General features: G+C 73.1%; 18 protein-coding genes and 1 pseudogene. 7 read left to right on the top strand and 12 right to left on the bottom strand.

All coding sequences use genetic code 11. The annotated features are described in order from the left end of the window. Positions 1 to 17 precede the first annotated feature (17 nt). From IF43_RS0122615 to IF43_RS0122625, 3 genes are all read left to right on the top strand, one after another. Positions 18 to 1904: an anthranilate synthase family protein gene (locus IF43_RS0122615; protein WP_030203654.1), complete on the top strand. Its 1887-nt coding sequence runs from the start codon at positions 18 to 20 to the stop codon at positions 1902 to 1904. 540 nt (positions 1905 to 2444) lie between these two features. Beyond that, positions 2445 to 6476: an SGNH/GDSL hydrolase family protein gene (locus tag IF43_RS0122620; RefSeq protein WP_051795863.1), complete on the top strand. Its 4032-nt coding sequence runs from the start codon at positions 2445 to 2447 to the stop codon at positions 6474 to 6476. 82 nt (positions 6477 to 6558) lie between these two features. Further along, entirely contained in the window at positions 6559 to 6852 is a 294-nt protein-coding gene (locus IF43_RS0122625; protein ID WP_030203659.1) for a hypothetical protein, read from the top strand. Between the two features lie 91 nt (positions 6853 to 6943). Here the strand turns inward: IF43_RS0122625 and IF43_RS0122630 are convergent, their stop codons facing one another. From IF43_RS0122630 to IF43_RS0122650, 5 genes are all read right to left on the bottom strand, one after another. Further along, entirely contained in the window at positions 6944 to 7939 is a 996-nt protein-coding gene (locus tag IF43_RS0122630; RefSeq protein WP_030203661.1) for a 2-hydroxyacid dehydrogenase, read from the bottom strand. 200 nt (positions 7940 to 8139) lie between these two features. Next, on the bottom strand, positions 8140 to 9171 hold the full coding sequence (locus IF43_RS0122635; protein WP_030203663.1) for a 6-phosphofructokinase: 1032 nt from the start codon (positions 9169 to 9171) through the stop codon (positions 8140 to 8142). Between the two features lie 143 nt (positions 9172 to 9314). Next, entirely contained in the window at positions 9315 to 10001 is a 687-nt protein-coding gene (locus IF43_RS0122640; RefSeq protein ID WP_030203665.1) for a response regulator transcription factor, read from the bottom strand. After that, positions 9998 to 11239, bottom strand: coding sequence for a MacS family sensor histidine kinase (macS, locus tag IF43_RS0122645; RefSeq protein ID WP_030203667.1), 1242 nt, complete (start codon positions 11237 to 11239; stop codon positions 9998 to 10000). Before macS ends, IF43_RS0122640 begins: the two co-directional genes overlap by 4 nt. Before the next feature lie 53 nt (positions 11240 to 11292). Beyond that, positions 11293 to 12111 (bottom strand): 1-acyl-sn-glycerol-3-phosphate acyltransferase, encoded by an 819-nt coding sequence (locus IF43_RS0122650; protein WP_030203669.1) that lies wholly within the window; start codon positions 12109 to 12111, stop codon positions 11293 to 11295. A gap of 191 nt (positions 12112 to 12302) precedes the next feature. Here IF43_RS0122650 and IF43_RS0122655 point away from each other — a divergent pair, with 191 nt between their 5' ends. The 3 genes and pseudogenes from IF43_RS0122655 to IF43_RS39730 form a co-directional block, all read left to right on the top strand. Then, positions 12303 to 13091 carry a carboxylesterase gene (locus IF43_RS0122655; protein ID WP_030203672.1) on the top strand — a complete coding sequence of 263 codons (789 nt, stop codon included), beginning with the start codon at positions 12303 to 12305 and terminating at the stop codon, positions 13089 to 13091. Further along, a complete protein-coding gene (locus tag IF43_RS0122660) occupies positions 13084 to 13641 on the top strand; it encodes a hypothetical protein (RefSeq protein WP_030203674.1) in 558 nt (185 codons plus the stop codon). Before IF43_RS0122655 ends, IF43_RS0122660 begins: the two co-directional genes overlap by 8 nt. 95 nt (positions 13642 to 13736) lie before the next feature. Beyond that, positions 13737 to 13874 (top strand): annotated as a pseudogene (locus tag IF43_RS39730) (HAD family hydrolase); the annotation flags it as partial. 629 nt (positions 13875 to 14503) lie between these two features. On the opposite strand, the gene IF43_RS0122670 reads toward IF43_RS39730, so the two are convergent. The 6 genes from IF43_RS0122670 to IF43_RS0122695 form a co-directional block, all read right to left on the bottom strand. Further along, positions 14504 to 15265, bottom strand: a complete 762-nt coding sequence (locus IF43_RS0122670) for an endonuclease/exonuclease/phosphatase family protein (RefSeq protein WP_030203676.1) — start codon at positions 15263 to 15265, stop codon at positions 14504 to 14506. Positions 15266 to 15341: 76 nt separating this feature from the next. Continuing rightward, a complete protein-coding gene (locus tag IF43_RS0122675; RefSeq protein ID WP_030203678.1) occupies positions 15342 to 16283 on the bottom strand; it encodes an ROK family glucokinase in 942 nt (313 codons plus the stop codon). A 147-nt stretch (positions 16284 to 16430) separates the two neighbouring features. Beyond that, entirely contained in the window at positions 16431 to 16934 is a 504-nt protein-coding gene (locus IF43_RS0122680) for a DUF5304 domain-containing protein (protein WP_030203679.1), read from the bottom strand. 397 nt (positions 16935 to 17331) lie between these two features. After that, positions 17332 to 18540 (bottom strand): ArsA family ATPase, encoded by a 1209-nt coding sequence (locus IF43_RS0122685; RefSeq protein WP_030203680.1) that lies wholly within the window; start codon positions 18538 to 18540, stop codon positions 17332 to 17334. Between the two features lie 21 nt (positions 18541 to 18561). Beyond that, the gene (locus tag IF43_RS0122690; protein ID WP_030203687.1) at positions 18562 to 19005 is read right to left on the bottom strand and encodes an SRPBCC family protein; all 444 of its coding nucleotides are present in this window, start codon (positions 19003 to 19005) and stop codon (positions 18562 to 18564) included. A 125-nt stretch (positions 19006 to 19130) separates the two neighbouring features. Then, complete coding sequence (locus tag IF43_RS0122695) at positions 19131 to 19916, bottom strand: metallophosphoesterase (RefSeq protein WP_030203692.1); 786 nt, start codon at positions 19914 to 19916, stop codon at positions 19131 to 19133. A 408-nt stretch (positions 19917 to 20324) separates the two neighbouring features. Between IF43_RS0122695 and IF43_RS0122700 the strand changes: the two genes are divergently transcribed. Next, positions 20325 to 22121, top strand: a complete 1797-nt coding sequence (locus tag IF43_RS0122700) for a long-chain fatty acid--CoA ligase (protein ID WP_030203701.1) — start codon at positions 20325 to 20327, stop codon at positions 22119 to 22121. Positions 22122 to 22211: 90 nt separating this feature from the next. On the opposite strand, the gene IF43_RS0122705 is transcribed toward IF43_RS0122700, so the two are convergent. Next, positions 22212 to 23828, bottom strand: a complete 1617-nt coding sequence (locus IF43_RS0122705) for a GMC oxidoreductase (protein WP_030203703.1) — start codon at positions 23826 to 23828, stop codon at positions 22212 to 22214. Positions 23829 to 24029: the final 201 nt, after the last annotated feature.

Below are 24029 nucleotides of genomic sequence, written 5' to 3' on the forward strand. Positions count from 1 at the left end.
GCCGGAAGGAACCCCCGATGGACCTCAGCAGGCTGCTGGACCCGCACTGCCCGCCCTTCGCCCTGCTCCGCCGCCGCACGCCGGGCCGCGACCACGACACCGTCGAGCTGCTGCTCGGTCCGGTCCACGAGGCCGCGGCCCTGGCCGACCTGCCGGTGCGGGAGCTGCCCACCCTCGCGCTGGTGCCCTTCCGGCAGATCCGCGAGCGGGGTTTCGACGTCCGCGACGACGGCACGCCGCTGAGCGTCCTGGCCGCCGAGGAGGCGTACGAGCTGCCGCTCGCCGAGGTGCTCGCCGCCCTGCCGGACCACGCGGTACGGGTCGAGGGCGGCGCCTTCGACGTGCCCGACGCCGAGTACGCGGAGACCGTCCGGCGCGTGATCGAGGACGAGATCGGCCGCGGCGAGGGCGCGAACTTCGTCGTCCGGCGCACCTTCACCGGCGAGATCCCCGGGTTCTCGCGGGCCGACGCGCTCGCCCTGTTCCGGCGGCTGCTGGCGGGCGAGCGCGGGGCGTACTGGACGTACGTCGTGCACACCGGCGACCGGACGCTGGTCGGCGCCTCGCCCGAGGTCCACGTCCGGATGGCGGGCGGCACCGTGGTGATGAATCCGATCAGCGGGACGTACCGGTACCCGGTCGGGGGCCCGACCGTCGAGTCGCTGCTGGCCTTCCTGGGCGACCGCAAGGAGACCGAGGAGCTCTCGATGGTGGTCGACGAGGAGCTCAAGATGATGTGCACGGTCGGTGACATGGGCGGCGTGGTGGTCGGCCCGCGCCTGAAGGAGATGGCCCACCTCGCGCACACGGAGTACGAGCTGCGCGGCCGCTCCTCCCTGGACGTGCGGGAGGTGCTGCGGGAGACGATGTTCGCGGCCACCGTGACCGGCTCGCCGGTGCAGAACGCCTGCCGGGTGATCGAGCGGTACGAGGCCGGGGGCCGCGGGTACTACGCGGGCGCGCTCGCGCTGCTGGGCCTGGACGCCAACGGGTCACAGACCCTGGACTCGCCGATCCTGATCCGCACCGCGGACATCGCCGCCGACGGCACGCTGCGGGTGCCGGTGGGGGCCACGCTGGTACGGCACTCCGACCCGGCGGGCGAGGTGGCCGAGACGCACGCGAAGGCGGCCGGGGTACTGGCCGCACTGGGCGTGCGGCCGGCGGCGGCCCCGCTGCCGGCCGGCCCGGTGGCGCGGCTGGCCGACGACCCGCGCGTGGTGGCGGCGCTGGCGGCGCGGCGCGGCGACCTCGCCCCGTTCTGGCTGCGGATGCAGGAGCCGGTGGCTCCGGTGGCCGGGCACGCGCTGGTGGTGGACGGCGAGGACACGTTCACGGCGATGCTGGCACACGTGCTGCGGGCCGCGGGGCTTTCGGTGACCGTACGCCGCTACGACGAGCCGGGGCTGCGGGAGGCGGCGCTCGCCCACGAGGGGCCGATCGTGCTGGGGCCCGGCCCCGGCGACCCGGCGGACCCGACCGACCCGAAGATGCGGCTGCTGCGGGGGCTGGCGCGGGAGCTGCTGGCGGGGCACCGCGGGGGGCTGCTCGGGGTGTGCCTGGGGCACGAGCTGATCGCGGCGGAGCTGGGGCTGCCGCTGGTGCGCAAGGCCGAGCCGGCGCAGGGGGCGCAGGTGTCCGTCGACCTCTTCGGCGCGGCGGAGGTCGTCGGCTTCTACAACACCTACACCGCCGCCTGCGACTCCGGGACGGCGGCCGAGCTGGCCGCCCGCGGCGTCGAGGTCTCCCGCGACCCGCTGACGGACGAGGTCCACGCCCTGCGCTGCACGGCCCGCGGCTTCGCCGGCGTCCAGTTCCACCCCGAGTCCGTCCTGACCCTGCGCGGCGCGGCCCTCCTCTGCGACCTCGTCCGCTCCCTGACGGCCGCGGCCCGCCCGGCGTAGCCGCCGCCGTACGGCCTCTGCGCACGAGCGCGGCCGGGTCCGGCCGCGCTCGTGCGCTTTCGTGCGCGACCGTGCGGGGTCGCGCGGGGGTCGCGGTCGTCCGTGCGTGGTCGCGGTCGTTCGCGCGGGGGTCGCAGCCGTTCGCGCGGGGGTCGCAGTCGTTCGTGCGGGGGTCGCGGTCAACCGACTGGTGCCGGGGCCGACTTCGTGCCTAAGATCCACAAGCCCACTGACCAGGGCTTATCTCGTACAACATTGCTACACGGGGGGATTTTCTTCTTCACCCGCGGCGGGTTCCGCCGTATCGGCCGGCCACCGGCCGCCGACGACCCGGCACCGGCGCACAGCGCCGGTCCCCGCCTCTCGCGCGGGGCAGCCCTGACCAGGCGACCGCCGGGTCGGCCGATACCGCCGCCGCGGACCGACCGAACGACCGCACAGCGGCCGCCCGCTCCCAGGGGACTTCGCACCCCCGAGCCGGCGACCTTGTCATGCTCGCGCAAGGCGTGGGCATGAGCACAAAATCGGGGATTCTTCACTTTGCGTCTCACAAGACGAACACTCATATCTCTGGCCGCCGTCACGACCTGCGCCGCCCTCTCGGGCGGACTGCTGCAGGCCGTGCCGGCCGCCGCCGTACCGACGTCCGTCGCCGGCCCGGACCCCCGGGTTCCGGTCGCGCCGCCGGCCCGGGTCGCCGACCCGGACCGGAAGCTCGGCAAGGACTGGCGGACCAGTTCCGACCGCGCGGTGACCGCCGCCGCCGACTCCGACGGCCTTCGCATCCTGGTAGCCGACAGCGGCAAGGCGTACGCCTGGAAGGTCGCGGCCACGCTGTCCGAGCCGGGCATGCCCGCGGACTCGTGGATCGGCAACCAGTGCCTGATGGACCACGACCACGCGGCCGTCGTCTACGCACCCCGGACCTTCACGAACAAGCCGGACCTCATGCAGGGCGGCGCGTTCGCCGCCGTGGTGAACCTCGCGACCGGTCATGTGACGAAGCTGCCGTTCACCGCGTCGCTGGCCTACTTCGACCCGTCGTGCAACACGACGACGCGCACGGCCGCGTTCACCTCGTTCCGCGACATGAACGACCCGCACCTCACGCAGACGCGCGTGGTGACCGTGAACACCTCCGGCCGCACCCTCGGCCGGGCCACCGCCCGCGGCGAGCTGACCAGTGCCGTCCCCGTGCCCGGCGGCGTGGTCGCCGGCCGCGGCCGGAACCTGGTGCACCTGGCCGCCTCCGGCGCGGTGCGCAGCCTGGCCGTAGCGGAGAGCACGCCGTTCGACATCCGCCCCGGCGCCGACGGGCGGATCGCCTTCGCCGACCGCAAGGGCACGTCCACCGTGCAGGCGAAGGTCCTGCCCGGCCGCGGCAAGCCGGTGCTGCTCGCCTCGGGCAGGCTCGGCGACCTGGGCCTGACCCAGGGCGAGGGGGGCCGGGTGTTCCTCACCGGCCACCCGGAGGGCACCCCCGCCACGAAGGGCACCGGGGTCACCCGGATCAACGCGCCCGCCGACACGGACGTGTCGTCCCACGGCAAGCTGGCCGTCGACGCCGTCCTCACCCCCGGCATCCGCGCCGGTCTGGCGCACATCGGCAACGCCGGCAAGGGCTTCACGAAGGCCGAGCCCGCCGCGCAGACCCGGTCCTCCGGCGGGCCGGAGACGGCCGCCGGCCGCACCGAGCCGGTGACCGTCACCAGCACCGCGACCAGCACCGGCACCAAGCTCGCCCAGCGCGTCGAGCACGTCGCCGGCGACGGCTCGGGCACCACCGGCTCCCCCGCCCTCGCCGCGGCCCGGACCACCGGCGCCCGTCCCCAGGGCACCGCCTTCGCCGCTGCCGCGGCGTCGAACGACCCGGTCGACGGCGACCGCTGGTGCTCGGTGTCCCGCAACGACGTCAACGCGCAGGCGCTGCAGCCGACGCCCAACCAGGTCGAGTGGGCCGTCGACATGGCCGTGCGCGGCGAGCTGCGGGGCAAGTGGATCCGCCAGGGCGGCTACCGCAACCAGGCCGGTCTGGGCTCCATCGACCCGCAGGGCCTCTTCCCCCCGCCGACCCTGAACGGCGGCGGGAAGATCCCGGCCAACGTGCTGCTCGGCATCATGGCCCAGGAGTCGAACCTGTGGCAGGCCGAGCGGGGGTCGATCCCCGGTCAGATGGGCAGCCCCCTCGCCGCCGTGGACGGCTACTACGGCCACAAGACCGTGGCCGGTGACCCGGACGCCTACTGGCGGATCAACTGGGACAAGTCCGACTGCGGTTACGGCGTGGGCCAGGTCACCGACGGCATGCGCCTCGCGGGGCACGAGAAGGTGGATCCGGCGACCGGGGCCAGGGAGACGAGCCTGTCCCCGTCCCTGCAGAAGATCATCGCGGTCGACTACGCGACGAACATCGCCGCCTCGATGAAGATCCTCGCCGACAAGTGGAACGAGGTCCACAAGAGCGGTCAGAAGATCACCGTCAACAACGACGACCCGTCCATGGTCGAGAACTGGTTCACCGCCGTGTGGAACTACAACCTCGGCTTCAACCCCCCGTCGGAGGCCTCGAAGCACGCCGGCCACTGGGGCCTGGGCTGGTACAACAACCCGGCCAACCCGCTGTACAAGAAGGGCTGGGGCCACCCCTTCATGGACACCACCGCGGGTGGTGCCGAGGCGATCCGCCACGCCGCCCACCCGCAGGACTGGCCGTACGAGATGAAGGTGATGGGCTGGGCCGCCTGGTCCATCGACACCGGCTTCTCGTACTCCACCGACGGCCGCCAGGACTGGCCCGGCGAGACCGGCTTCTCCTCGGCCGGCTTCCGGCCCGCCTGGTGGACGAGCCCGGCGCAGCGCACGAACGTCTCGCCGAAGCTGGACGTCTTCTGCAACAAGGCCAACAACTGCAACCCCGACACCCCGCCGAACTGCCCTGACGCCGAGTGCTACGCGCAGTACTGGTGGAACCAGCCCAACGCCACCTGGAAGACGGCCTGCGCCGTCGACTGCGGCCACGAGAGCATCAAGTACCAGACGCTCGTCTCCGAGCCGGGCAGCGGCACCCGCCTGCAGAACGGCACACCGGTCTGCGAGGGCGCTCCGGCCGGCTCCGACGTCGTCCTCTCCGTACCGAGCGGGACGGAGACGTGGGGCAGGTGCGGCCAGGCCAAATCCGCCGGCTCGTTCACGTTCGGCTTCAACGCCGACACCGCGGGCCGCTACGAGGCGAAGGCCGACCTGCACCAGGTCGGCGGCGGGTACGGCGGCCACTTCTGGTACGCCCACACGCGTGACGCGGCGCACCTCGGCGGCCCCGACGGCCGCATGACCATCAACGGCACCTGGACCCTCCCCAAGAAGCTGGGCTGGGCCCGCGTCCTGGTCCACCTGCCCGACACGGGGGCGCACACCCGCCAGGCCACCTACACGGTCAACGGGAACGACAGCACCAGCAAGAACCGGGTCGTGCTCCAGCGCGCCGGCGGCTGGGCGAGCCTGGGCGTGTTCAAGTTCACCGGCACCCCGGAGGTCGTGCTGTCGAACACGACCAAGGACGGCACCGCCGACGAGGACATCGCCTGGGGCGCCGTGGCCTTCCAGCCGCTGGCGGCCAAGCCGCAGGACGTCGTCGTGGCCATGGGTGACTCGTACTCCTCGGGAGAGGGCTCCAGCGCGCCCGGCGGCAAGGACTTCTTCCCGGAGACCGACTTCTACGACAAGGTGAACGACAAGGCCTGGAACTCCTGCCACCGCTCCAAGATCGCCTGGTCGCGCCAGGCCACGCTGCCCGGCCAGACCGCGCCGGTCGGCACCCTGGCCGACAACTTCGACGCGAAGCTGGACTACCACTTCGTGGCCTGCTCCGGAGCGCGGACGTACAACATCACGGGCAGCGGGCAGAACAGCGAGGTGCCGCAGGTCGAGGCCGGCTACCTCGACAACAACACCACCCTGGTCACCATCAGCGTCGGCGGCAACGACGCCCGCTTCACCGACATCGTCACGAAGTGCGTCATGCCGACCCTCACGAACTGCAACGCCAACTCGATCGGCAACATCGACCCGACCAACGGCAAGTCCCTGCCCGGCGAGACCGGGCCGATGCAGGACTGGGCCCCGAAGTGGCTGCACGACGGCGTTCGCCCGCAGATCGTCAAGGTCCTGAACGCCATCCACGCGAAGGCGGGGCACGCGAAGGTGGTCCTCATGGGCTACCCGCGCCTGCTGTCGACGGAGGCCGGTCAGGCCTACCCCGGCACCTGCGTCCTCAACATGGAGAAGCCGGAAGGGGAATGGCTCACCAAGGTGGCCGACACCCTCGCGGCGGAGATGAAGGGCGCCACGCAGGACGCCGGCACCTGGGCCGTCTTCTCGGACCCGCGTGACGAGTTCGGGAACAACACCATCTGCGGAAACCCGGAGACCGTGCACAACATCGTGAAGACCGGCCTGTCCAAGGCGGACAACACCGGGGTCCTCGAAGTCGGCATGGCCTCCTTCCACCCCAAGCCCGCGGGGGCCCGGCGGTACGCCGACAGCCTGGAGCACACGCTCCAGGGCAAGGACTGACCGGAAGCGACCGGCCGGGGGCCCGAGCAGCTGAGTACCGCTGCTCAGGCCCCCGGCCTCCCGAGACAGGACAATCGGAGACATGAAGCGAGAACCGCGTCCGGCCGACGGGCCGACGGCCGTCGCCGTGGGCATCGTCGACCTGGTGGTCGTGGCGATGCTGGCGACCGCGTACGTACTGTCCGGGCTCAGCATCGGCGCGCCGGACGCCCGCGAGCTGCACGACACGGAGGTCTACCGCCACACGGTCGTGGTGGTCACCGCCGTGTTCGCCGGCGCGGGCGGCGCGGTGGCCGCGCTGTTCCGCTTCCGCAAGACGAGCGTCACCCACCTCGTGGTGACCGGTCTCGCCCTGCTGGCCTTCGTCGCCCTGTAGGGCCGCGTCCCCTCCGCCGGAGAGAGCCCCAGGTCCCGGACCTGGGGCTCTCGCGCGTCCGACCGGCGGCCCTCCGGCGCGAGGACACCCCCTAGCCGGCGGGGACCAGGGTGTTCTCCGAGCGGCGGCCGGCCAGGTAGTCGGTGACGTTGCGGACCGTGGCGTCGATGATCTGGCCCACCGCCTCGTGGGTGTAGTACGCCTGGTGCGAGGTGACGAGGACGTTCGGGAAGGTGATCAGCCGGGCGAGGGTGTCGTCCGGGACCGCCTCCAGCGACTTGTCGAGGAAGAAGACGCCGGCCTCGGCCTCGTACACGTCCAGGCCGACCCCCGTGAACCGGCCCGCCCGCAGCTCGGCGACCAGGGCCTCGGTGTCGATCAGGCCCCCACGACTGGAGTTGACCAGGATCGCGTCGTCCTTCATCGCCGCCAGGGCGGCGGCGTCCACCAGGTGCTGGGTGGCCTCCAGCAGCGGCACGTGCAGGCTGATCAGGTCCGCCGTGGCGAACAGCTCGTCCTTGTCGACGTACGTCATGCCCAGCTCGACGCAGGCAGGGTTCGGCACCACGTCCCAGCCGAGCAGGGTCATGCCGAAGCCGTGCGCGATCCGCGTGAAGGCCTCGCCGATCCTGCCGGTGCCGAGCACGCCGGCCGTACGGCCGTGCACGTCCCGGCCCAGCAGGCCGTTGAGGCGGAAGTCGAAGTCCCGGGTGCGGTTGGAGGCCCGCACGATCCGCCGGTTCACGGCCATCGCCAGGGTCCAGGCGAACTCGGCCACCGAGTACGGCGAGTAGGCCGAGACCCGGCTGACCGTCATGCCGAGGGACCGGGCCGCGTCCAGGTCGATGTTGTTGAAGCCGGTGGAGCGCTGGGCGATCATCCTCGTCCCGCCCGCCGACAGGACGTGCAGCACCCGGCGGCCGAGATCGGCGTTGACGCTGGAGCAGACGACCTCGTAGCCGGTCGCCATCGGCGCCGTGTCCTCGCTCAGGACGACGTCGACGCAGCGCACCTCGCACCGTCCGGCGAACGCCCGCTCCAGCAGCGGCTTCTCGTCGGCCGTGACACCGAAGGCCAGGATTTCCACGTGCTGCTCCCGGGGCGAGGGACCATGGGTCGCTTCCGGCGTGGGGGGCACGGTGCGCGCCCGGAATCGGCCGGATCTGCCGAATATACGACCCATGGTCCGCGCGGGTGGGCAGGGCAGGCCGGTGGGCGGCGGCCGGCGGCGTCGAACCGGTGGCGACGACCGGTGGTCCGCGGCGTCGGCCGCCGCCCGGGGGTCGGTCAGCCGAAGAAGACCCCGACCTCGCGGTACAGCTCCGGGTCCACGGTCTTCAGCTTGGCCGTGGCCTCGGCGATCGGCACCCGCACCACGTCCGTGCCGCGCAGCGCGACCATCTTGCCGAAGTCCCCGTCGCGGACGGCCTCGATCGCGTGCAGCCCGAACCGGGTGGCCAGCCACCGGTCGTACGCGCTGGGCGTGCCGCCCCGCTGCACGTGGCCGAGGACGGTGGTGCGGGCCTCCTTGCCGGTGCGCTCCTCGATCTCCTTGGCCAGCCACTCCCCCACGCCCGAGAGCCGGACGTGACCGAAGGAGTCGCGGGAGGCGGCGTCCTTGAGGACCAGGTCCCCGTCCTTGGGCATGGCGCCCTCGGCGACCACCACGATGGGGGCGTAGCTGGCCTTGAAGCGGGAGGTGACCCAGGCGCACACCTGGTCCACGTCGAAGCGCTGCTCGGGGATGAGGATGACGTTCGCGCCGCCGGCCAGGCCCGAGTGCAGGGCGATCCAGCCGGCGTGCCGGCCCATCACCTCCACCACCAGGACGCGCATGTGGGACTCGGCGGTGGTGTGCAGCCGGTCGATCGCCTCGGTCGCGATGCCGACCGCGGTGTCGAAGCCGAAGGTGTAGTCGGTGGCCGACAGGTCGTTGTCGATGGTCTTCGGCACGCCCACGCACGGCACGCCGAACTCCTCGTACAGCCGCGCCGCCACGCCCAGGGTGTCCTCGCCGCCGATCGCGACCAGGGCCTCGACCTCGTACTTGGCGAGGTTGTCCTTGATGCGGCGGACGCCGTCCGCAACCTTGAAGGGGTTGGTGCGCGAGGAACCGAGGATGGTGCCGCCGCGCGGCAGGATCCCGCGTACGGCGGGGATGTCGAGGCGGACCGTGTCGCCGTCCAGGGGGCCGCGCCAGCCGTCCTTGAAGCCGACGAACCGGTACCCGTACTCCTGGACGCCCTTGCGCACGACCCCGCGGATGACCGCGTTCAGACCGGGGCAGTCGCCGCCGCCGGTGAGCACTCCGACCTTCATGGAACCTTCCCTTCGCCATCAGGGCCCGCTGGCCCGCATGACGGTCACGCTAGTGGTGACGGAGGGCACCCCGAACGGCCACGGAGCGTCATATCCGGTCGATGTACGGGGACTTGCGTAGGCGCTTTCACCCGTACGGGGACCTACGCGTCGTCGAGTCCACGCTCGATCGCGTACCGGACGAGCTCGACGCGGTTGTGCAGCTGGAGCTTGCCGAGGGTGTTCTGGACGTGGTTCTGGACGGTGCGGTGCGAGATGACCAGGCGCTCGGCGATCTGCTTGTACGACAGGCCCTTGGCAACGAGCCGCAGCACCTCGGTCTCGCGGTCGGTGAGCCGGGGCGCCTCGGGGCCGTCCGGCTCGGCCGGGCCCGCCGGGCCGCCGGCGGCCAGCCGCCGGTACTCACCGAGCACGAGGCCGGCCAGGCCGGGGGTGAAGACCGGGTCGCCGGCGGCGGTGCGGCGGACGGCGTCGATCAGCTCGTCGGCGCCGGCGGACTTGAGCAGGTAGCCGGTGGCGCCCGACTTCACGGCCTCGAGCACGTCGGCGTGCTCGCCGCTGGCGGACAGCACCAGCACGCGCAGGGACGGGTCGGCGGCGACGAGCTCCTTGCACACCTGCACCCCGGGCATGCCGGGCAGGTTGAGGTCGAGCACCAGGACCTGCGGGGCGACCGCCTTGGCCCGGCGCACGGCCTGGGGGCCGTCCCCGGCGGTGGCCACCACCGCACAGCCGGCCGCCGCGAGGTCGCGGGCGACGGCGTCGCGCCACATCGGGTGGTCGTCCACGACCATCACCCGGATCGCGTCCGCCGCGTGCTCTTCGCTCATCGTCCCGCCCCGTTCTTTGGAACCCTCAGTTCGACCTCCGTACCCTGCCCGGGTACGGAGTACAGCTCGGCCGTGCCGCCCAGGTCGCGCAGCCGGCCGCGGATCGACAGGGCCACCCCCATCCGGCCCTCGCCCTCCGCCTGCACCAGCCGGCCCTCGGGGATGCCCGGCCCGTCGTCCCGGACGGTGACGATCACCTCGTCCGGCTCGTCCTCGACCAGGATCCACGCCCGCGCCTGCTCACCCGCGTGCCGGCGGACGTTGTCCAGGGCGGCCCCTGCCGCCGCCGCCAGCTCGCGGGCGGCCGGCCCGGGGAGCAGCACCGGCGCGCCCGGTTCGGCGAACGAGACGCGGGAGCCGGCGTGCGGCGCGAGCAGGGTGCGCACGTCCACCGCGGCCGCCGGATCCTCGTCCGGGTCGGCCCCGCCGGCCCCCTCCGCCTCGTCCACGGCACTGACCAGCGCGCCGCGGGCCTCGTCGCGCGAGACCCGGGCGGCGGGCAGCACTCCGGTGGAGACGAGGGTGCGCAGCGCGACCTCCTGCTCCCCGGCCATCCGGCCGAGCTCCGCGGCCTCTCCGCCGAGGGCGGCGCCGCGCCGCTGGACCATGGCCAGGACCTGCAGGACGCCGTCGTGGATGTCCCGGGCGAGCCGCTCCCGCTCGCGGGTGGCCGCCTCGATCTCCAGGGCGCGGGCGAGGGTCTCCTCGCTGGCCCGGGCGACCTGGACGACGTACCCGATCGCGATCGAGGCGACCCAGACCAGCAGCACGTTGTGGAGGGTGTCGCGGGTGGGGGCGCCCCGTTGGACGATGTTGGCGACGGCCACGAGGGTGGAGGCGAAGCCGGCCCAGCGCCAGCCGCCCTTGAGGGCGAAGGCGAGGACGGAGCCCGCGGTCCATATCGACGGCAGCGTCGGGCCGCCGGCGGCGATCCGGGCGGCGGAGTCCGCGACGGGGGTCAGCAGGATGCCGGTCAGGGCCAGGCCCAGGTCGGCGCCGAGGAACCAGCGCGAGCAGCGGGCCGCGCCCGAGACCTGGCGCAGGGTGGCCAGGGTCCACACGACGAGGACGGCGAGGTAGCCGGCGGCCACCCAGGGCCGGGGGAAGTGGCGGTGGTCGGCGAGGAAGAGCCCCACCGCGTACAGCGCGGTCAGCGGCCGGTATGCGGTCAGGGCCCGCCACAGCGGCTGTTCCACGGACATGCGCACGACACGCACACCCCGTTCGCGCTTGGCCATCCCCACCCCCAGGTAACGCAGGTCCGGCGCGGTGCGGGCCGGCCGGACCCGGGTCAGTGAGCCGTGCCCGTGCCGTCGGCTTCGGCGTCGGGCGCGCCGCCGGCGGCCGCGCCGCCCTCGGACCCGGCGGTCCTCGCCTCGGCGGACCGGGCTTCCCTGGCCTCGGCCGCGGCGTGCTTGGCGGCTTCCTTGGCGGCCTTCTCGGCGTCGGCCATCTGGCGCTTGGCCGCGGTCGCGTAGATGTCGACGTACTCCTGGCCGGACAGCTTCATGATCTCGTACATGACCTCGTCGGTCACCGAGCGCAGGATGAAGCGGTCGCCGTCCATGCCCTGGTAGCGGCTGAAGTCCAGCGGCTTGCCGATCCGGATGCCGGGGCGCATCAGCTTCGGGACGACCTTGCCGGGGGGCTGGATCTTCTCGGTGTCGATCATCGCGACCGGGATCACGGGCGCGCCCGTGGCCAGCGCGACGCGCGCCAGGCCGCCGGGCTTGCCGCGGTAGAGCCGGCCGTCGGGCGACCGGGTGCCCTCGGGGTAGATGCCGAAGAGCTCACCGCGCTCGATGACCTCGATGCCGCTCTTGATGGCGGCCTCCCCGGCGCCGCGGGCACCGGAGCGGTCGACGGGGAGCTGGCCGACGCCCTTGAAGAAGGCGGCCGTCAGCTTGCCCTTGAGGCCCGGGGAGGTGAAGTACTCGGCCTTCGCGATGAAGGTGACCTTGCGGTCGAGGACCGCGGGGAGGAAGAACGAGTCCGAGAAGGAGAGGTGGTTGCTCGCGAGGATCGCCGGGCCTTCGGCGGGAATGTTCTCGAGGCCCTCCACCCAGGGCCTGAAGGCGAGCTTCAGGGATCCCCCGATGGAGAACTTCATTGCGCCGTAGATCAACTCGTAAGCCTTCCTGTGTCGTCGATCAGACCTTAACCCCTGCGGGGCCCGGGCTCGCGCCCGCAGGGTCTGCAGCGTCGCCGACCCTGGTCGGTGTCATCCCGGTCGCGTACCGTGAGGGACACACAGCGCACCCCTTTTCGTTCCCCCTTCCGCCCCCTGAACAGGAGATCCTGGTGCCCGTCCTCCCTGGAGCCGAGCCGTTCCGCCACGAGGGCGGAGAGGTCGGCGTACTCCTCTGCCACGGCTTCACCGGTTCCCCCCAGTCCCTGCGCCCCTGGGCCGAGTTCCTGGCCGCCCGCGGACTGACGGTCTCCCTGCCCCTGCTGCCCGGTCACGGCACGCGCTGGCAGGACATGCAGCTCACCGGCTGGCAGGACTGGTACGCCGAGGTCGACCGGGCCCTGCGCGAGCTGCTGGACCGCTGCGAGCAGGTGTTCGTCATGGGCCTGTCGATGGGCGGCGCGCTGACCCTGCGGCTCGCGGCCCGGCACGGGGACGCGGTCAGCGGCATCGTGCTGGTGAACCCGGCCAACAAGGTGCACGACAAGCTCGCGGTGCTGCTGCCGGTGGTCAAGCACGTCGTGCGCTCCGCGCCGGGCATCGCGAGCGACATCGCGAAGCCGGGCTCGGAGGAGGTGGGCTACGACCGGGTGCCGACCCGGGCCGCGCACTCGCTGCGCGAGTTCCTGAAGCTGGTGGACGCGGAGCTGCCGCAGGTCACGCAGCCGGTGCTGCTGCTGCACAGCCCGCAGGACCACGTGGTACCGCCGGCGGACTCGGCCCGGGTGCTGAGCCGGATCTCCTCGTCGGACGTGACCGAGACGCTGCTGGAACAGAGCTACCACGTGGCGACGTTGGACCATGACGCGGATCGCATCTTCCAGGATTCGTTCGAATTCGTCGCCCGGCTCGCTCCGAAGGCCGGCGCGCTCGGCAAGGAGGGGACGGCCACCGGTGGCTGAGCAGGACGGCAAGATCTCGAACGGCGGCGGCGAGCCGCTGGACGAGGAAGCGGCATGGGCCGCGATCGTCGCGGGGTACGGCGCCGAGCCGCCGGACCCGCCGGGCGCCAAGCCGTTCAAGCCGATCGAGGACCTGCTGCTGCCGGAGCCGCCGGACGAGGAGCCGGAGGCTCCGAAGCCCGCGCAGGAGCCGAAGCCGCCGCTGGGCAGCTCGATCGTGTTCGCACCCGGCGTCGGTGCGGGCCCGCGCGACCACTCGCTGCCCGAGCCCTCCGACGACGCGGACGACGCGGACGACGACGGGGCCCACTTCGTGCAGCCCGACCCGGCGCTGCCGGAGGCCGACACCACGGCGAAGTTCGCGTGGCTGGCGGTGGTGGGCGGGCCGGTGCTGCTGCTGCTCGCGGTGCTGCTGCAGTGGGACATGACCTGGTGGCTCACCACGCTGGGCGTGGGCGGCTTCCTCGGCGGCTTCGCCACGCTCGTCGCCCGGATGCGCGGCGACGACGAGGACGGCGACGACGACCCGGGCCGCGGCGCGGTCGTCTGACCGGCGCCGCGCGGCTCGGGCGGATCTCGTGGAGGTGCCCCTTCTCCGGCCGGAGGAGGGGCACCTCCGTCCATCGAGGCTCGTAGGCTGGCCCGGTGATCCGTACCGTGGTGCTGGACGGGGGCGAGACCCTCACGCGCGACGACCGCTACTGGGCGTCATGGGCCGACTGGCTGCACGTGCCGAGGCACACGCTGTCCGCTCTCGTGGACCTCGTCGCGATCGTCAGCGAGTGACTGCGGAGTGACGATGCGCTTGCGCTGATCTCGGCACTGCATTCTCTCTGCCGCACCGAACCACGGCGGCAAGGAGAGAACCATGAACGTGATCAGTACACGCCTCGACCCGAACGCTGGCGCCGCCTTGGTGAAGCGGGCCCTGGTGCCGTTCGAGCGCAAGCCGTCCGGGGACGAGACCGCCAGGCTTACCGACGGCCTGCTGCGGCACGGCAAGCAGGTCCGCGATGCCGTGGCGCGCAACGGTGGAGGTGCGGCGCGGCTGCTCGCGGACTGGGACCGGATCAGCGAGAGGGGCCGGAGCCCGGCGTATTCGGATCCTGGACGTACTTTCGGCCCCTCGCGCGGGGCATCCGCGAGCTCTACCGTTCGCTCGACGTCGAGATCGCGCCGTGACGGCCCGCATTTGCTGTCGCTGCCAGCGGCACATCTCCCGCAACGAGGTGAAGCTCGCCCATGTCGATTCCATGAGTGGCGGGCGAGCCGACGCATGCGCACACCACGACGATGACCCCGAGTGCGCAGCTCCGCTCCGCCCGCTTCCCCGGCTCCGGTGCGAGCCCCCGCCTGCCCTCCCGCCGGCGCAGTCGGGCAGCCGGAGGGATGGCCGGGGGATGGCGCCGCCGTCAGGCCCGCAGGCGCAGGGCCGCCAGGACCGGGAGGTGGTCGGTGGCGGACAGGAGGTCCGCCGAGGAGACGCCCGGGAGGGCGGTGGGCACGCCGCAGCCGAGGACCTCGACGGCCGGTGAGGCGAACACGGCGTCGATGCGGCGCTCCGGCCGGGCCGCCGGGAAGGTGGGGCCCGATCCCCACGGGCGGACCGCCCAGCAGTCCTGGAGCTCCGCGCCGAGCAGCCCGAACGCGGGACCCCCGGGTCCTTCGTTGACGTCCGCCGCCGCGATCGCGTACGGCACGTCCAGCTCGCGCAGCTTCGCCAGCAGCAGCCCCGCCTGCGCCCGGCGTTCGTCCCGCGCGAGCGAGAGGTGGGCGGAGACGACGCCCACCCGGGCCCCTCCGAAGCGGACGACGGCGGTCGCGAAGCCCCGGCGGTGCTGTCCGGGGACGAGCGGGAGCAGCACGTCCTCGGTGCGTTCCACGAAGGCCCGCAGCGAGCACAGCAGCAGGGGGCCGGCGGCGGTGGCCCCGCCGCCGAGGACCACCAGGTCGGTCTTCGCGGCCAGCCGGGCCGCGTGCTTGCGCCAGCGGAAGAACCGCGGCGCCTCCTGGACGAACACCAGGTCGGGGGCGCAGGCCCGGATCACCCGGGCCAGTGCCTCCTCGTCGTCGCGCAGCGAGCGGATGTTGTAGGAGAGCACCCGGATGACGGCGGAGCCGTCCGCCTCGGTCCGGGATTCGGGGAGGTCCACGTCGAGTTCGCCAGTCGCCATGGGGCCAACATAGGCAGTCGCCCGCCGCGGCCACAGGGGGCGCGACGGGCGACCGTACGCAACGGGTCCGCGGGCGTCAGCCCTGGCGGGCCAGGTCCGCCGCGCCCACCAGGCCGGCCTTGCCGCCGAGCTGGGCGGCGAGGACCTGGGCGTGCGGCCGGAACTCGCCGCCGATCAGCCAGCGGCGGAACGACTTGCGGATCGGCTCCAGGACCAGTTCGCCCTCGTCGGAGACGCCGCCGCCGACGATGAAGGCGGACGGGTCGAAGAGCGAGGCCAGGTCGGCCAGGCCCGCGCCGGCCCAGCGGGCCAGCTCGCGGAAGGAGTCGACGGCCACCGGGCAGCCCTGTCGGGCGGCCTCGCTGATGTGCCTGCCCTCGATGCCCTCGACGGTGCCGTCGCCCAGGTCCAGCAGGATCCGGGCGGCCTCGGGGGTGGCGTGGGCGCGCTGCTTGGCGTACCGGACGAGGGCGCGGCCGGAGGCGTACTGCTCCCAGCAGCCCTGGCTGCCGCAGCCGCACAGCAGGCCGTCGGGCACGACCCGGATGTGGCCGAACTCCGCGGCGACGCCGAAGCGGCCGCGGCGCAGCTTGTTGCCGATGATGATGCCGCCGCCCAGGCCCGTGCCGAGCGTGATGCAGATGACGTCCTCGTGGCCCTGGCCGGCACCGAAGCGGTACTCGCCCCAGGCGGCGCAGTTCGCGTCGTTCTCGACGACGACGGGGAGGCCGATGCGCTGCTCGACCTTGTCCTTGAGCGGCTCGTGCCGCCAGTTGATGTTGGGGGCGAAGAGCACGGTGGCGCGCTTGTCGTCCACGTAGCCGGCGGCGCCGATGCCGACGGCCTCGATGGAGTGCCCGCTGCTGACCTCGGCCACGGCGGAGCAGATCGCGTCGGTCACGCCGTCCGCGGTCGGCGGGGTGGGCACCTTGTACGTCTCAAGGATGGTGCCCTCTTCGTCGACCACTCCGGCCGCGATCTTCGTGCCGCCGATGTCGACGCCGATGGTGAGTCCCATTAGTCCCTCGGTTTCCGGTCAAACCCCGCCACGGCCAACCGTACCCGAGCCAGGGGGCCGCACCGGTGCTGTCGGGACGCCCCGCGACACCCGTCACGTGCCCGGGCCGCAGTCGATCATGCGCGCCGCCGGCGTCGGTCGTGGGCCTCAGTCGAGGTCGATGCGGTGCGACGGGCCCGGGCCGTCGTCCTCGGGGCCCCCGCCGTCCCGGCCGGGGCCGTCCCCGTCCGCGGCGGCCGGGCCGCCGTCACGGGGGCCGGGCGGGCGGCCGGGGCCCGAGGTCCGGGTCCAGCGGCTCTCGTGGCCCTCGACGGCGGAGCGGTAGGCGGCCAGCAGCTCGGTCCCGGCGGCGGCGAGGTGGTCGAAGACGTCGGGATTGCGCTCGATGACCGGCTCGACGGCGGACTTGGCCTGGTTGACGAACTGGCGTACGGCGCCCTGGGCGGCCGGTCCCATCAGCGGGTGGCCGAGTCCCGCGACCTTGTCGGCGACCGCGCCGAACAGCTTGAGCAGCTCCTCGGCCGCGCTGCCGGGGGCTCCGTCGCCGGCTCCCTGCTCGGCCCGGATGCGGGCCTTCTCGGCGGCGAGGTCCTCGGCGCAGGCCTCGGCCCAGGCGTCGTCGTCCGTGGGGTGGTGGGTGGCCTCGCTCATGGCGGACTCCTGCTGCTGCTGCGGGCTGACACCTCCGACGTTACCCGAACGGGGGCATCCGGTTACGGGGCCGGGCACGCCGGGGTTCCGGCGGGACGGCCGTCGACGCTGCACGGCACGGCATCCCCCGGACCCGGGTCCCCGTCTCGCGGGAGTGGCCGCCGCGTGGTGTGTGGGGGAGCCTCTTGAGGCGTCATGGCAGGCTGGTCCGGAGGCAGGCCCGGGCCTGGGGTGGCCGAAGGCCAGGGGCGGAGCCCTCTTGTCCCAGGGGTGGGCCTGCCGTAGGGCCTGCAGGCCATGACGGGTCAAGAGGCGAGGGGGACCCACACACCACGCGGCGGCCGGCATCGAAGCGAGAGCGGCGCGAGACCCTCGTCCCCGCGCCGCCGCCGGGGGCTCAGCCCCGAGGCCAGAGCGCCGGGTCGGGCGTGAAGCGGACGGCCAGTTCGCCGTCGCGCAGGGCCGCGCCGGAGACGGTGCAGCGGCGCAGCGCGGAGGGGAGGGTGACGATCCTGCGGAACGGTCCCGCGGTCAGCAGCAGCTCGTCCCCGCGGCGGACCAGGTCCAGGCCGTCCTTGGTCGCGCCGGGCAGCGGGATGCGCCACACCAGCACGCCGGCCTCGCCCCGGCGGTCCTCGACGGGCCACTCGGGCCGCACCACGGCCGCCGTGGCCGCCATGGCCTCCGGGGCAGCGGTGGCCTCCGGGGCCGCCGGGGCCTCCGGCGGCGCGAGCCGGTCGAGGTCGGCGGCACCGCGCGGGTCCTGGCCCAGGTGCGGCAGCTCGTGCACCCGGTGGCCGGGGCCGCCCTCGGCGGTCCATTCGTCGAGGCACTTGTCCTGCTGGGCGGCGAGGGCCGCGAGCCAGGTGTCGGCGGAGCCGCGGGGCAGGACCCGGTTGGCGAGGACCGCGTCCACCGGGACCTGGTGCAGCGCGAGTCCGAGCAGCCCGGCGCGCACCGCGTCGGCGGCGGCCGGACCCGGCTCGGCGACGATCCGTACGGCCGTGCCGGGGGCCTCCACGACGGCCTGCACGGCCGCCAGCTCCTCGTCCCAGCGGGCGGCGGTCTCGTACAGCCACTGCGCGGGCATCGGTACGCCCGCCAGCTGGGCCAGTACGGGCCGCAGGGCGCGCGCCGCCTGCCGTTCGGGCGGCAGCAGCCGGCGCAGGTAGCGGCGCAGCTGCTCGGGGAGGGCGAGCAGGGCGACGGCCCGGTGCAGCGGGGGCAGGTCGACCACGACGAGGTCGTGGGCGCCGCTCTCGGCGGCCCGGCGCAGGGCCCGCAGCAGGGCGAACTGCTCGGCGCCGGGCAGGGCGGTGAGCTCCTCGGCCTGCAGGGGGCGGGCGCCCAGCATGTTCAGGACGGTGGTGCCGCGTTCCTGGAGGGCGCCGAGCTCCTCGCGGAACGTGGCGTCCGGGTCGAGGTGCGCGAGCGACAGCCCCGCGGGGAGGTCGTCGCCGAGCAGGGCGCCGACGGCCTCGGCCGGGGCCTCGGTGACCAGCAGGACGCGGCGTCCCGGCGTGCGCAGGGCGGCCGCGCGGGCCGTGGCGACGGCCACGGTGGTGCGACCGGCCCCGCCGGGGCCGGTGATGAGGAGGGTGCGCATGCTCGGGAGTGCCCTAGGGGTTCAGACGCCGGATTCGACGCGCTTCTTCAGGCCCGCGAGCGCCCGGTCGATGATGACCTTCTCGGCCTTGCGCTTGATCATGCCGAGCATCGGGATCTTGACGTCGACGGTCAGCTGGTAGGTGACCTCGGTCTGCTTGCCGCCGGCGATCGGGGCGAGCCGGTACGAGCCGTCCAGGACGCGCAGCATCTGGGACTTCACCAGGGTCCAGGCGACCTCGTGGTCGCCGGTCCAGGTGTAGGCCAGGGTGTGGTCGTCCTTGATGGCGCCGGCGTCGAGCAGCAGGCGGACCTTCTCGGCGCGGCCCGCCGCGTCGGTGGCCAGCACCTCGGCCTCCTTGACCTCGCCGGTCCACTCCGGGTAGCGGGCGAAGTCTGCGATCACGGCCATGACGGCCGCCGGGGCCGCGTCGATCGTGATGCTGGAGCTGGTGTGTTCCGCCATCGCTGCGGCTCCTCCAGGTACTGGGCCAGGGGCTTGGGTTCGTGACGTGGTGCGCCGTGGGGCGACGCGTGAAGGCTACCGCGCTGGCGAACCGTCACCGCGCGTGCCCCCGGTGCAGCCCGTGGTCACCACTCCAGGGCCCACGGGCGGCCGGTCGCCGCGAAGTGCCCCACGTTCACGCACTCCGTCGACCCGACGCGCATCCGGCGGGCGAGCGGCTGGTGGACGTGGCCGAAGAGGGCGTACCGCGGCTTCGTGCGGTGGATCGCCGCCAGCAGGGCGGCGCTGCCGCGCTCGAAGCGGCGGGCGACGGTGTCGTAGCAGAGTTCGGGGATCTCCGGGGGGATGTGCGAGCAGAGCACGTCCACCTCACCCAGGGCCTCGACCTTGGCGGCGTACTCCTCGACGTCGACCTCGTAGGGGGTACGCATCGGCGAGGGCAGGCCGCCGCCGACGAAGCCGAAGACGCGGCCGCCGATCTCGACCCGCTCGCCGTCCAGGACGGTGGTGCCGGGGCGGGCGTACTCGGGCCACAGCTTGGGGATGTCGACGTTGCCGTAGGTGGCGTAGGTCGGCGTGGTGAAGGCGGCGAACATCTCGGCGTACTGGCGGCGCACCGCCTCCTCGATGACGGTCTCGCGGTCGCCGTCGATGCCGGCCCACAGCTGCCGGCCGAGGGCACTGGCCTCGGCGAAGCGGCGGGCGGTGCGCAGTGCGACGATGCGGTCGGCGTTCTCGGCGCCGAAGAGGTCGGGGAAGATGCCGCGGGAGTGGTCGGCGTAGTCGAGGAAGAGGACGAGGTCGCCGAGGCAGAGGAGGGCGTCGGCGCCGTCCCCGGCCCGGGCCAGGGCCTCCGTGTTGCCGTGGACGTCGCTCACGACATGGACCCGGGTCTTCCTCTTCGCGTTCACGCTCCCCCTCCTGTGTGCGTGCGGGGCGTCCTCGCGGTCGCCTCCGTGGTCGGACCGGCGGGCTGCCGGTGCCGGTGTTCGTGGTAGTGCCCCAGTGGTGGTCCAGGGCGCCCGCGGCCGTCCCTGTGGCAAAGCGGATCGGCCGGATCCGGCCGGATCCCCACCCTCGGGCCGGGCGTGCGGTGTCCGTCGGATCACCCTAGGCCGGGTGCCCTGTGGGCGGGTAGAGGCGCCGGACCTGCGGTTACTTCCGAGTCGCAAATCGGGTGGACTACTGTCGGCTGGGAATGGCCGCGTCGTGTGACGCACGGAACATCTGGCCAGGACCCCCTATCGGGAACCCACTACCGATGGGTAACGTCCGGTCGGTCCACATCGTGGCGATGGCGCCCCAGAGGAGCAGCAGTCTTGCGCGAGTTCAGCCTTCCGGCCCTGTACGAGGTCCCGTCGGACGGGAATCTGACGGATCTCATCCGCCGCAACGCCGCTCAGCATCCCGACACCGCCGTCATGAGCCGCAAGGTCGACGGCGTCTGGCAGGACGTGACCGCGACCGAGTTCCTGGCCGAGGTCCGCTCGGTCGCCAAGGGCCTGATCGCCGCCGGCGTCGAGCCGGGCGACCGGGTCGCGCTGGTCTCCCGCACCCGCTACGAGTGGGTGCTGATCGACTTCGCGATCTGGACCGCGGGCGCGATCACCGTCCCCGTCTACGAGACCAGTTCGCCCGAGCAGATCCAGTGGATCCTCGGCGACTCCGGCGCCCGCGCGGCGATCATCGAGTCCCCCGCGCACCGCGAGGCCCTGGCGGGCGTCCGCGACCGGCTGCCGGAGCTGGCCCACGTGTGGGAGATCGAGGCGGGCGGCGTCGAGGAGCTGCGCACCTCGGGCGCGCAGGTCTCGGACGAGCTGGTCGACGAGCGCACCTCGCTCGCGAACGCCGACGACATCGCCACCATCGTCTACACCTCGGGCACCACCGGCCGCCCGAAGGGCTGCGTGCTCACGCACCGCAGCTTCTTCGCGGAGTGCGGCAACATCGTCGAGCGCCTCAAGCCGCTGTTCCGCACGGGCGAGTGCTCGGTACTGCTCTTCCTGCCGGCGGCCCACGTCTTCGGCCGCCTGGTGGAGATCGCCTCCGTGCTGGCGCCGATCCGGCTGGGCTGCGTACCGGACATCAAGAACCTCACCGACGAGCTGGCGAGCTTCCGTCCGACGCTGATCCTCGGTGTACCGCGGGTCTTCGAGAAGGTCTACAACTCCGCCCGGGCCAAGGCGCAGGCCGACGGCAAGGGCAAGATCTTCGACAAGGCGGCGGACACCGCGATCGCCTACAGCCGGGCGCTCGACGCGCCGGGCGGCCCGTCCTTCGGGCTGCGCCTGAAGCACAAGGTCTTCAGCAAGCTGGTCTACAGCAAGCTGCACGCGGTGCTGGGCGGCCGCGGCGAGTACGCGATCTCCGGCGGCGCGCCGCTGGGCGAGCGCCTGGGGCACTTCTTCCGCGGCATCGGCTTCAACGTGCTGGAGGGCTACGGCCTCACCGAGTCCTGCGCGGCCACCGCCTTCAACCCGTGGGACCGGCAGAAGATCGGCACGGTCGGCCAGCCGCTGCCGGGCTCGGTGGTGCGCATCGCCGACGACGGCGAGGTGCTGCTGCACGGCGAGCACATCTTCCGCGAGTACTGGAAGAACGAGACGGCCACGGCCGAGGCGCTGACCGACGGCTGGTTCCACACCGGCGACGTGGGCACCCTCGACGAGGACGGCTACCTCGCGATCACCGGCCGCAAGAAGGAGCTCATCGTCACCGCGGGCGGCAAGAACGTGGCGCCCGCGGTGATCGAGGACCGCATCCGGGCGCACGCCCTGGTCGCGGAGTGCATGGTGGTCGGCGACGGCCGGCCGTTCGTCGGCGCGCTGGTCACGATCGACGAGGAGTTCCTGGGCCGCTGGGCGCAGGAGAACGGCAAGCCGGCCGGCTCGACGGCGGCCTCGCTGCGCGAGGACGCGGACCTGATGGCGGCGGTGCAGAAGGCCGTCGACGACGGCAACGCCGCGGTGTCCAAGGCGGAATCGGTGCGGAAATTCCGCATTCTGCCCTCCCAGTTCACGGAGGAGTCGGGGCACATCACGCCCTCGCTGAAGCTCAAGCGCAACGTCGTGGCGAAGGACTTCGCCGACGAGATCGACGCGCTCTACCGGGGCTGACCGCCCTGGTGCCGCCGGGGCTGCGCCCCGGTCCGCCGGGAGTCCCCCGGTGTGCGCCCCTCGTGGCCCGGTGTCCGGTCCGGGGTCCCGCTAGCGCGGGTCCTCGGCCAGGATCCGGGCCATGTTGCGTTCGGCGAGCGCGGTGATGGTGACGAACGGGTTGACCCCCAGCGAGCCGGGGACCAGCGAGCCGTCGACGACGTACAGGCCGGAGTAGCCCTTGGCGCGGCCGAAGTCGTCGGTGGCCCGGCCCAGCACGCAGCCCCCCAGCGGGTGGTACGTGAAGGTGTCCGCGAAGGCCTTGTTGTCACCGAAGAGGTCGTAGCGGTAGATGGTGAAGTTCGCCCGGTTGACGCGGTCGAAGAGGCGCTTGGCGGCGGCGACCGCGGGCTGGTTCTGGCTGATGTGCCAGTTCAGCCGGGCCGAGTCGGTGGCGGCGTCGTACGTGAACGTGCCGCGCTCCGGGTTCTTGGTGATGGCCAGGTACATGCTGACCCAGTGCTCGATGCCCATGGGCAGCGGAGCGATCTCGGCGAAGACCGGGTTGGCCGCGTTGTCCCAGTCGTCGATGCCCAGGGCCGGCATGGTGGCCTGGTTGGCGCCGACGGTGTCCCACAGGTGGTTGGCGCGGGCGGTCATGACGTTGCCGTTGGTGCCCCAGCCGGTGCCGACCTCGGGGCTGAGGGCGGGCAGGGCGCCGGTCTCGCGGGCGCGCAGCAGGATCTCGGTGGTCCCGAGGCTGCCCGCGCCCAGGAAGAGCTGCCTGCAAGCCAGTTCGCGGGTCTCCACGACCCTGCCGGTGACGTCGATGCGGCGGACGGTCAGGACGTACCGGCCGTCGGGTTCGCGGCGTACGGCGACCACGCGCTGGAGGGTCTCGATGGTGACGTTGCCGGTACCGAGGGCGGCGGCGAGGTAGGTCTTGTCGACGCTCTTCTTGCCGTGGTTGTTGCCGTAGATGACCTCGGCGGCCAGTGCCGACCTCGGGACCTGGCCGGCGGCCTCGCGCTGCATGTAGCCGAAGTCGTAGACGTTGGGGACGAAGACGGTCCGCAGGCCGGTGTTCTGGGCGTGCTTGCGCGAGACGCGGGCGAACCGGTACCACTCCGTCGACTCGAACCAGCCCGGGTCGATGTCGTTCACTCCGAGCATCTGGCGGGCGCGCGGGAAGTAGGTGCCGTACATCTCGTCGGCGTCGACGGTGGGGAGCACCTCGGAGAAGTACGAGCGCCGGGGCGTGGGCGACATGCCGCCGTTGACGAGCGAGCCGCCGCCGACGCCCCGGCCGACGTACACGGACATGTCGCCGTAGTTGACCCGGTCGAGGACGCCGGGGTACGGGCTGATGTTGCGGTTGACCACGTCCAGCCACAGGAACGTGGCGAGCGGGGCCTCGGTGCGGTTGCGGAACCACATGGCCCGCTGGTCGGGGGCGGTGGTGGCGGGGAAGATCCTGCCGTCGGCGCCGGCGGTGTCCCAGAGCCGGCCCATCTCGACGACGACGGTGCGCACGCCGGCCTGGCCCAGGCGCAGGGCGGCTACGGCGGCGCCGTAGCCGGAGCCGACGACCACGGCGGGGGCGTAGTCGACGGCGGGCGGCTCGGCGGCGGTCGCGGCGGACAGGCCGACCCGGGTGAAGCCGAGGGCGGCCGCGGTCTGGAGGGCGCCGAGACCCAATAGGTGACGGCGCGTCAGCTGAGGTGTCATGGCCGCATCATGGGCGGAATTCGGCCGTCCGCCCAGACGCGGTGTTGACAGAGATCTGAGTGACAGTCAGGTGGGTGGGGCGGGGTGGTTCCGTCCGGGGGTGGGGTGGGCTCTCGCTTCGTGGGGCCGTCCCGTGGTGTGTGGGTCCCCTCGCCTCTTGACCCGGTATGGCCTGCAGGCCTCCCCCAGCTACCGCTGGGA

It is taken from the genome of Streptomyces sp. NRRL S-87 (assembly GCF_000719335.1).
Classification (GTDB): domain Bacteria; phylum Actinomycetota; class Actinomycetes; order Streptomycetales; family Streptomycetaceae; genus Streptomyces.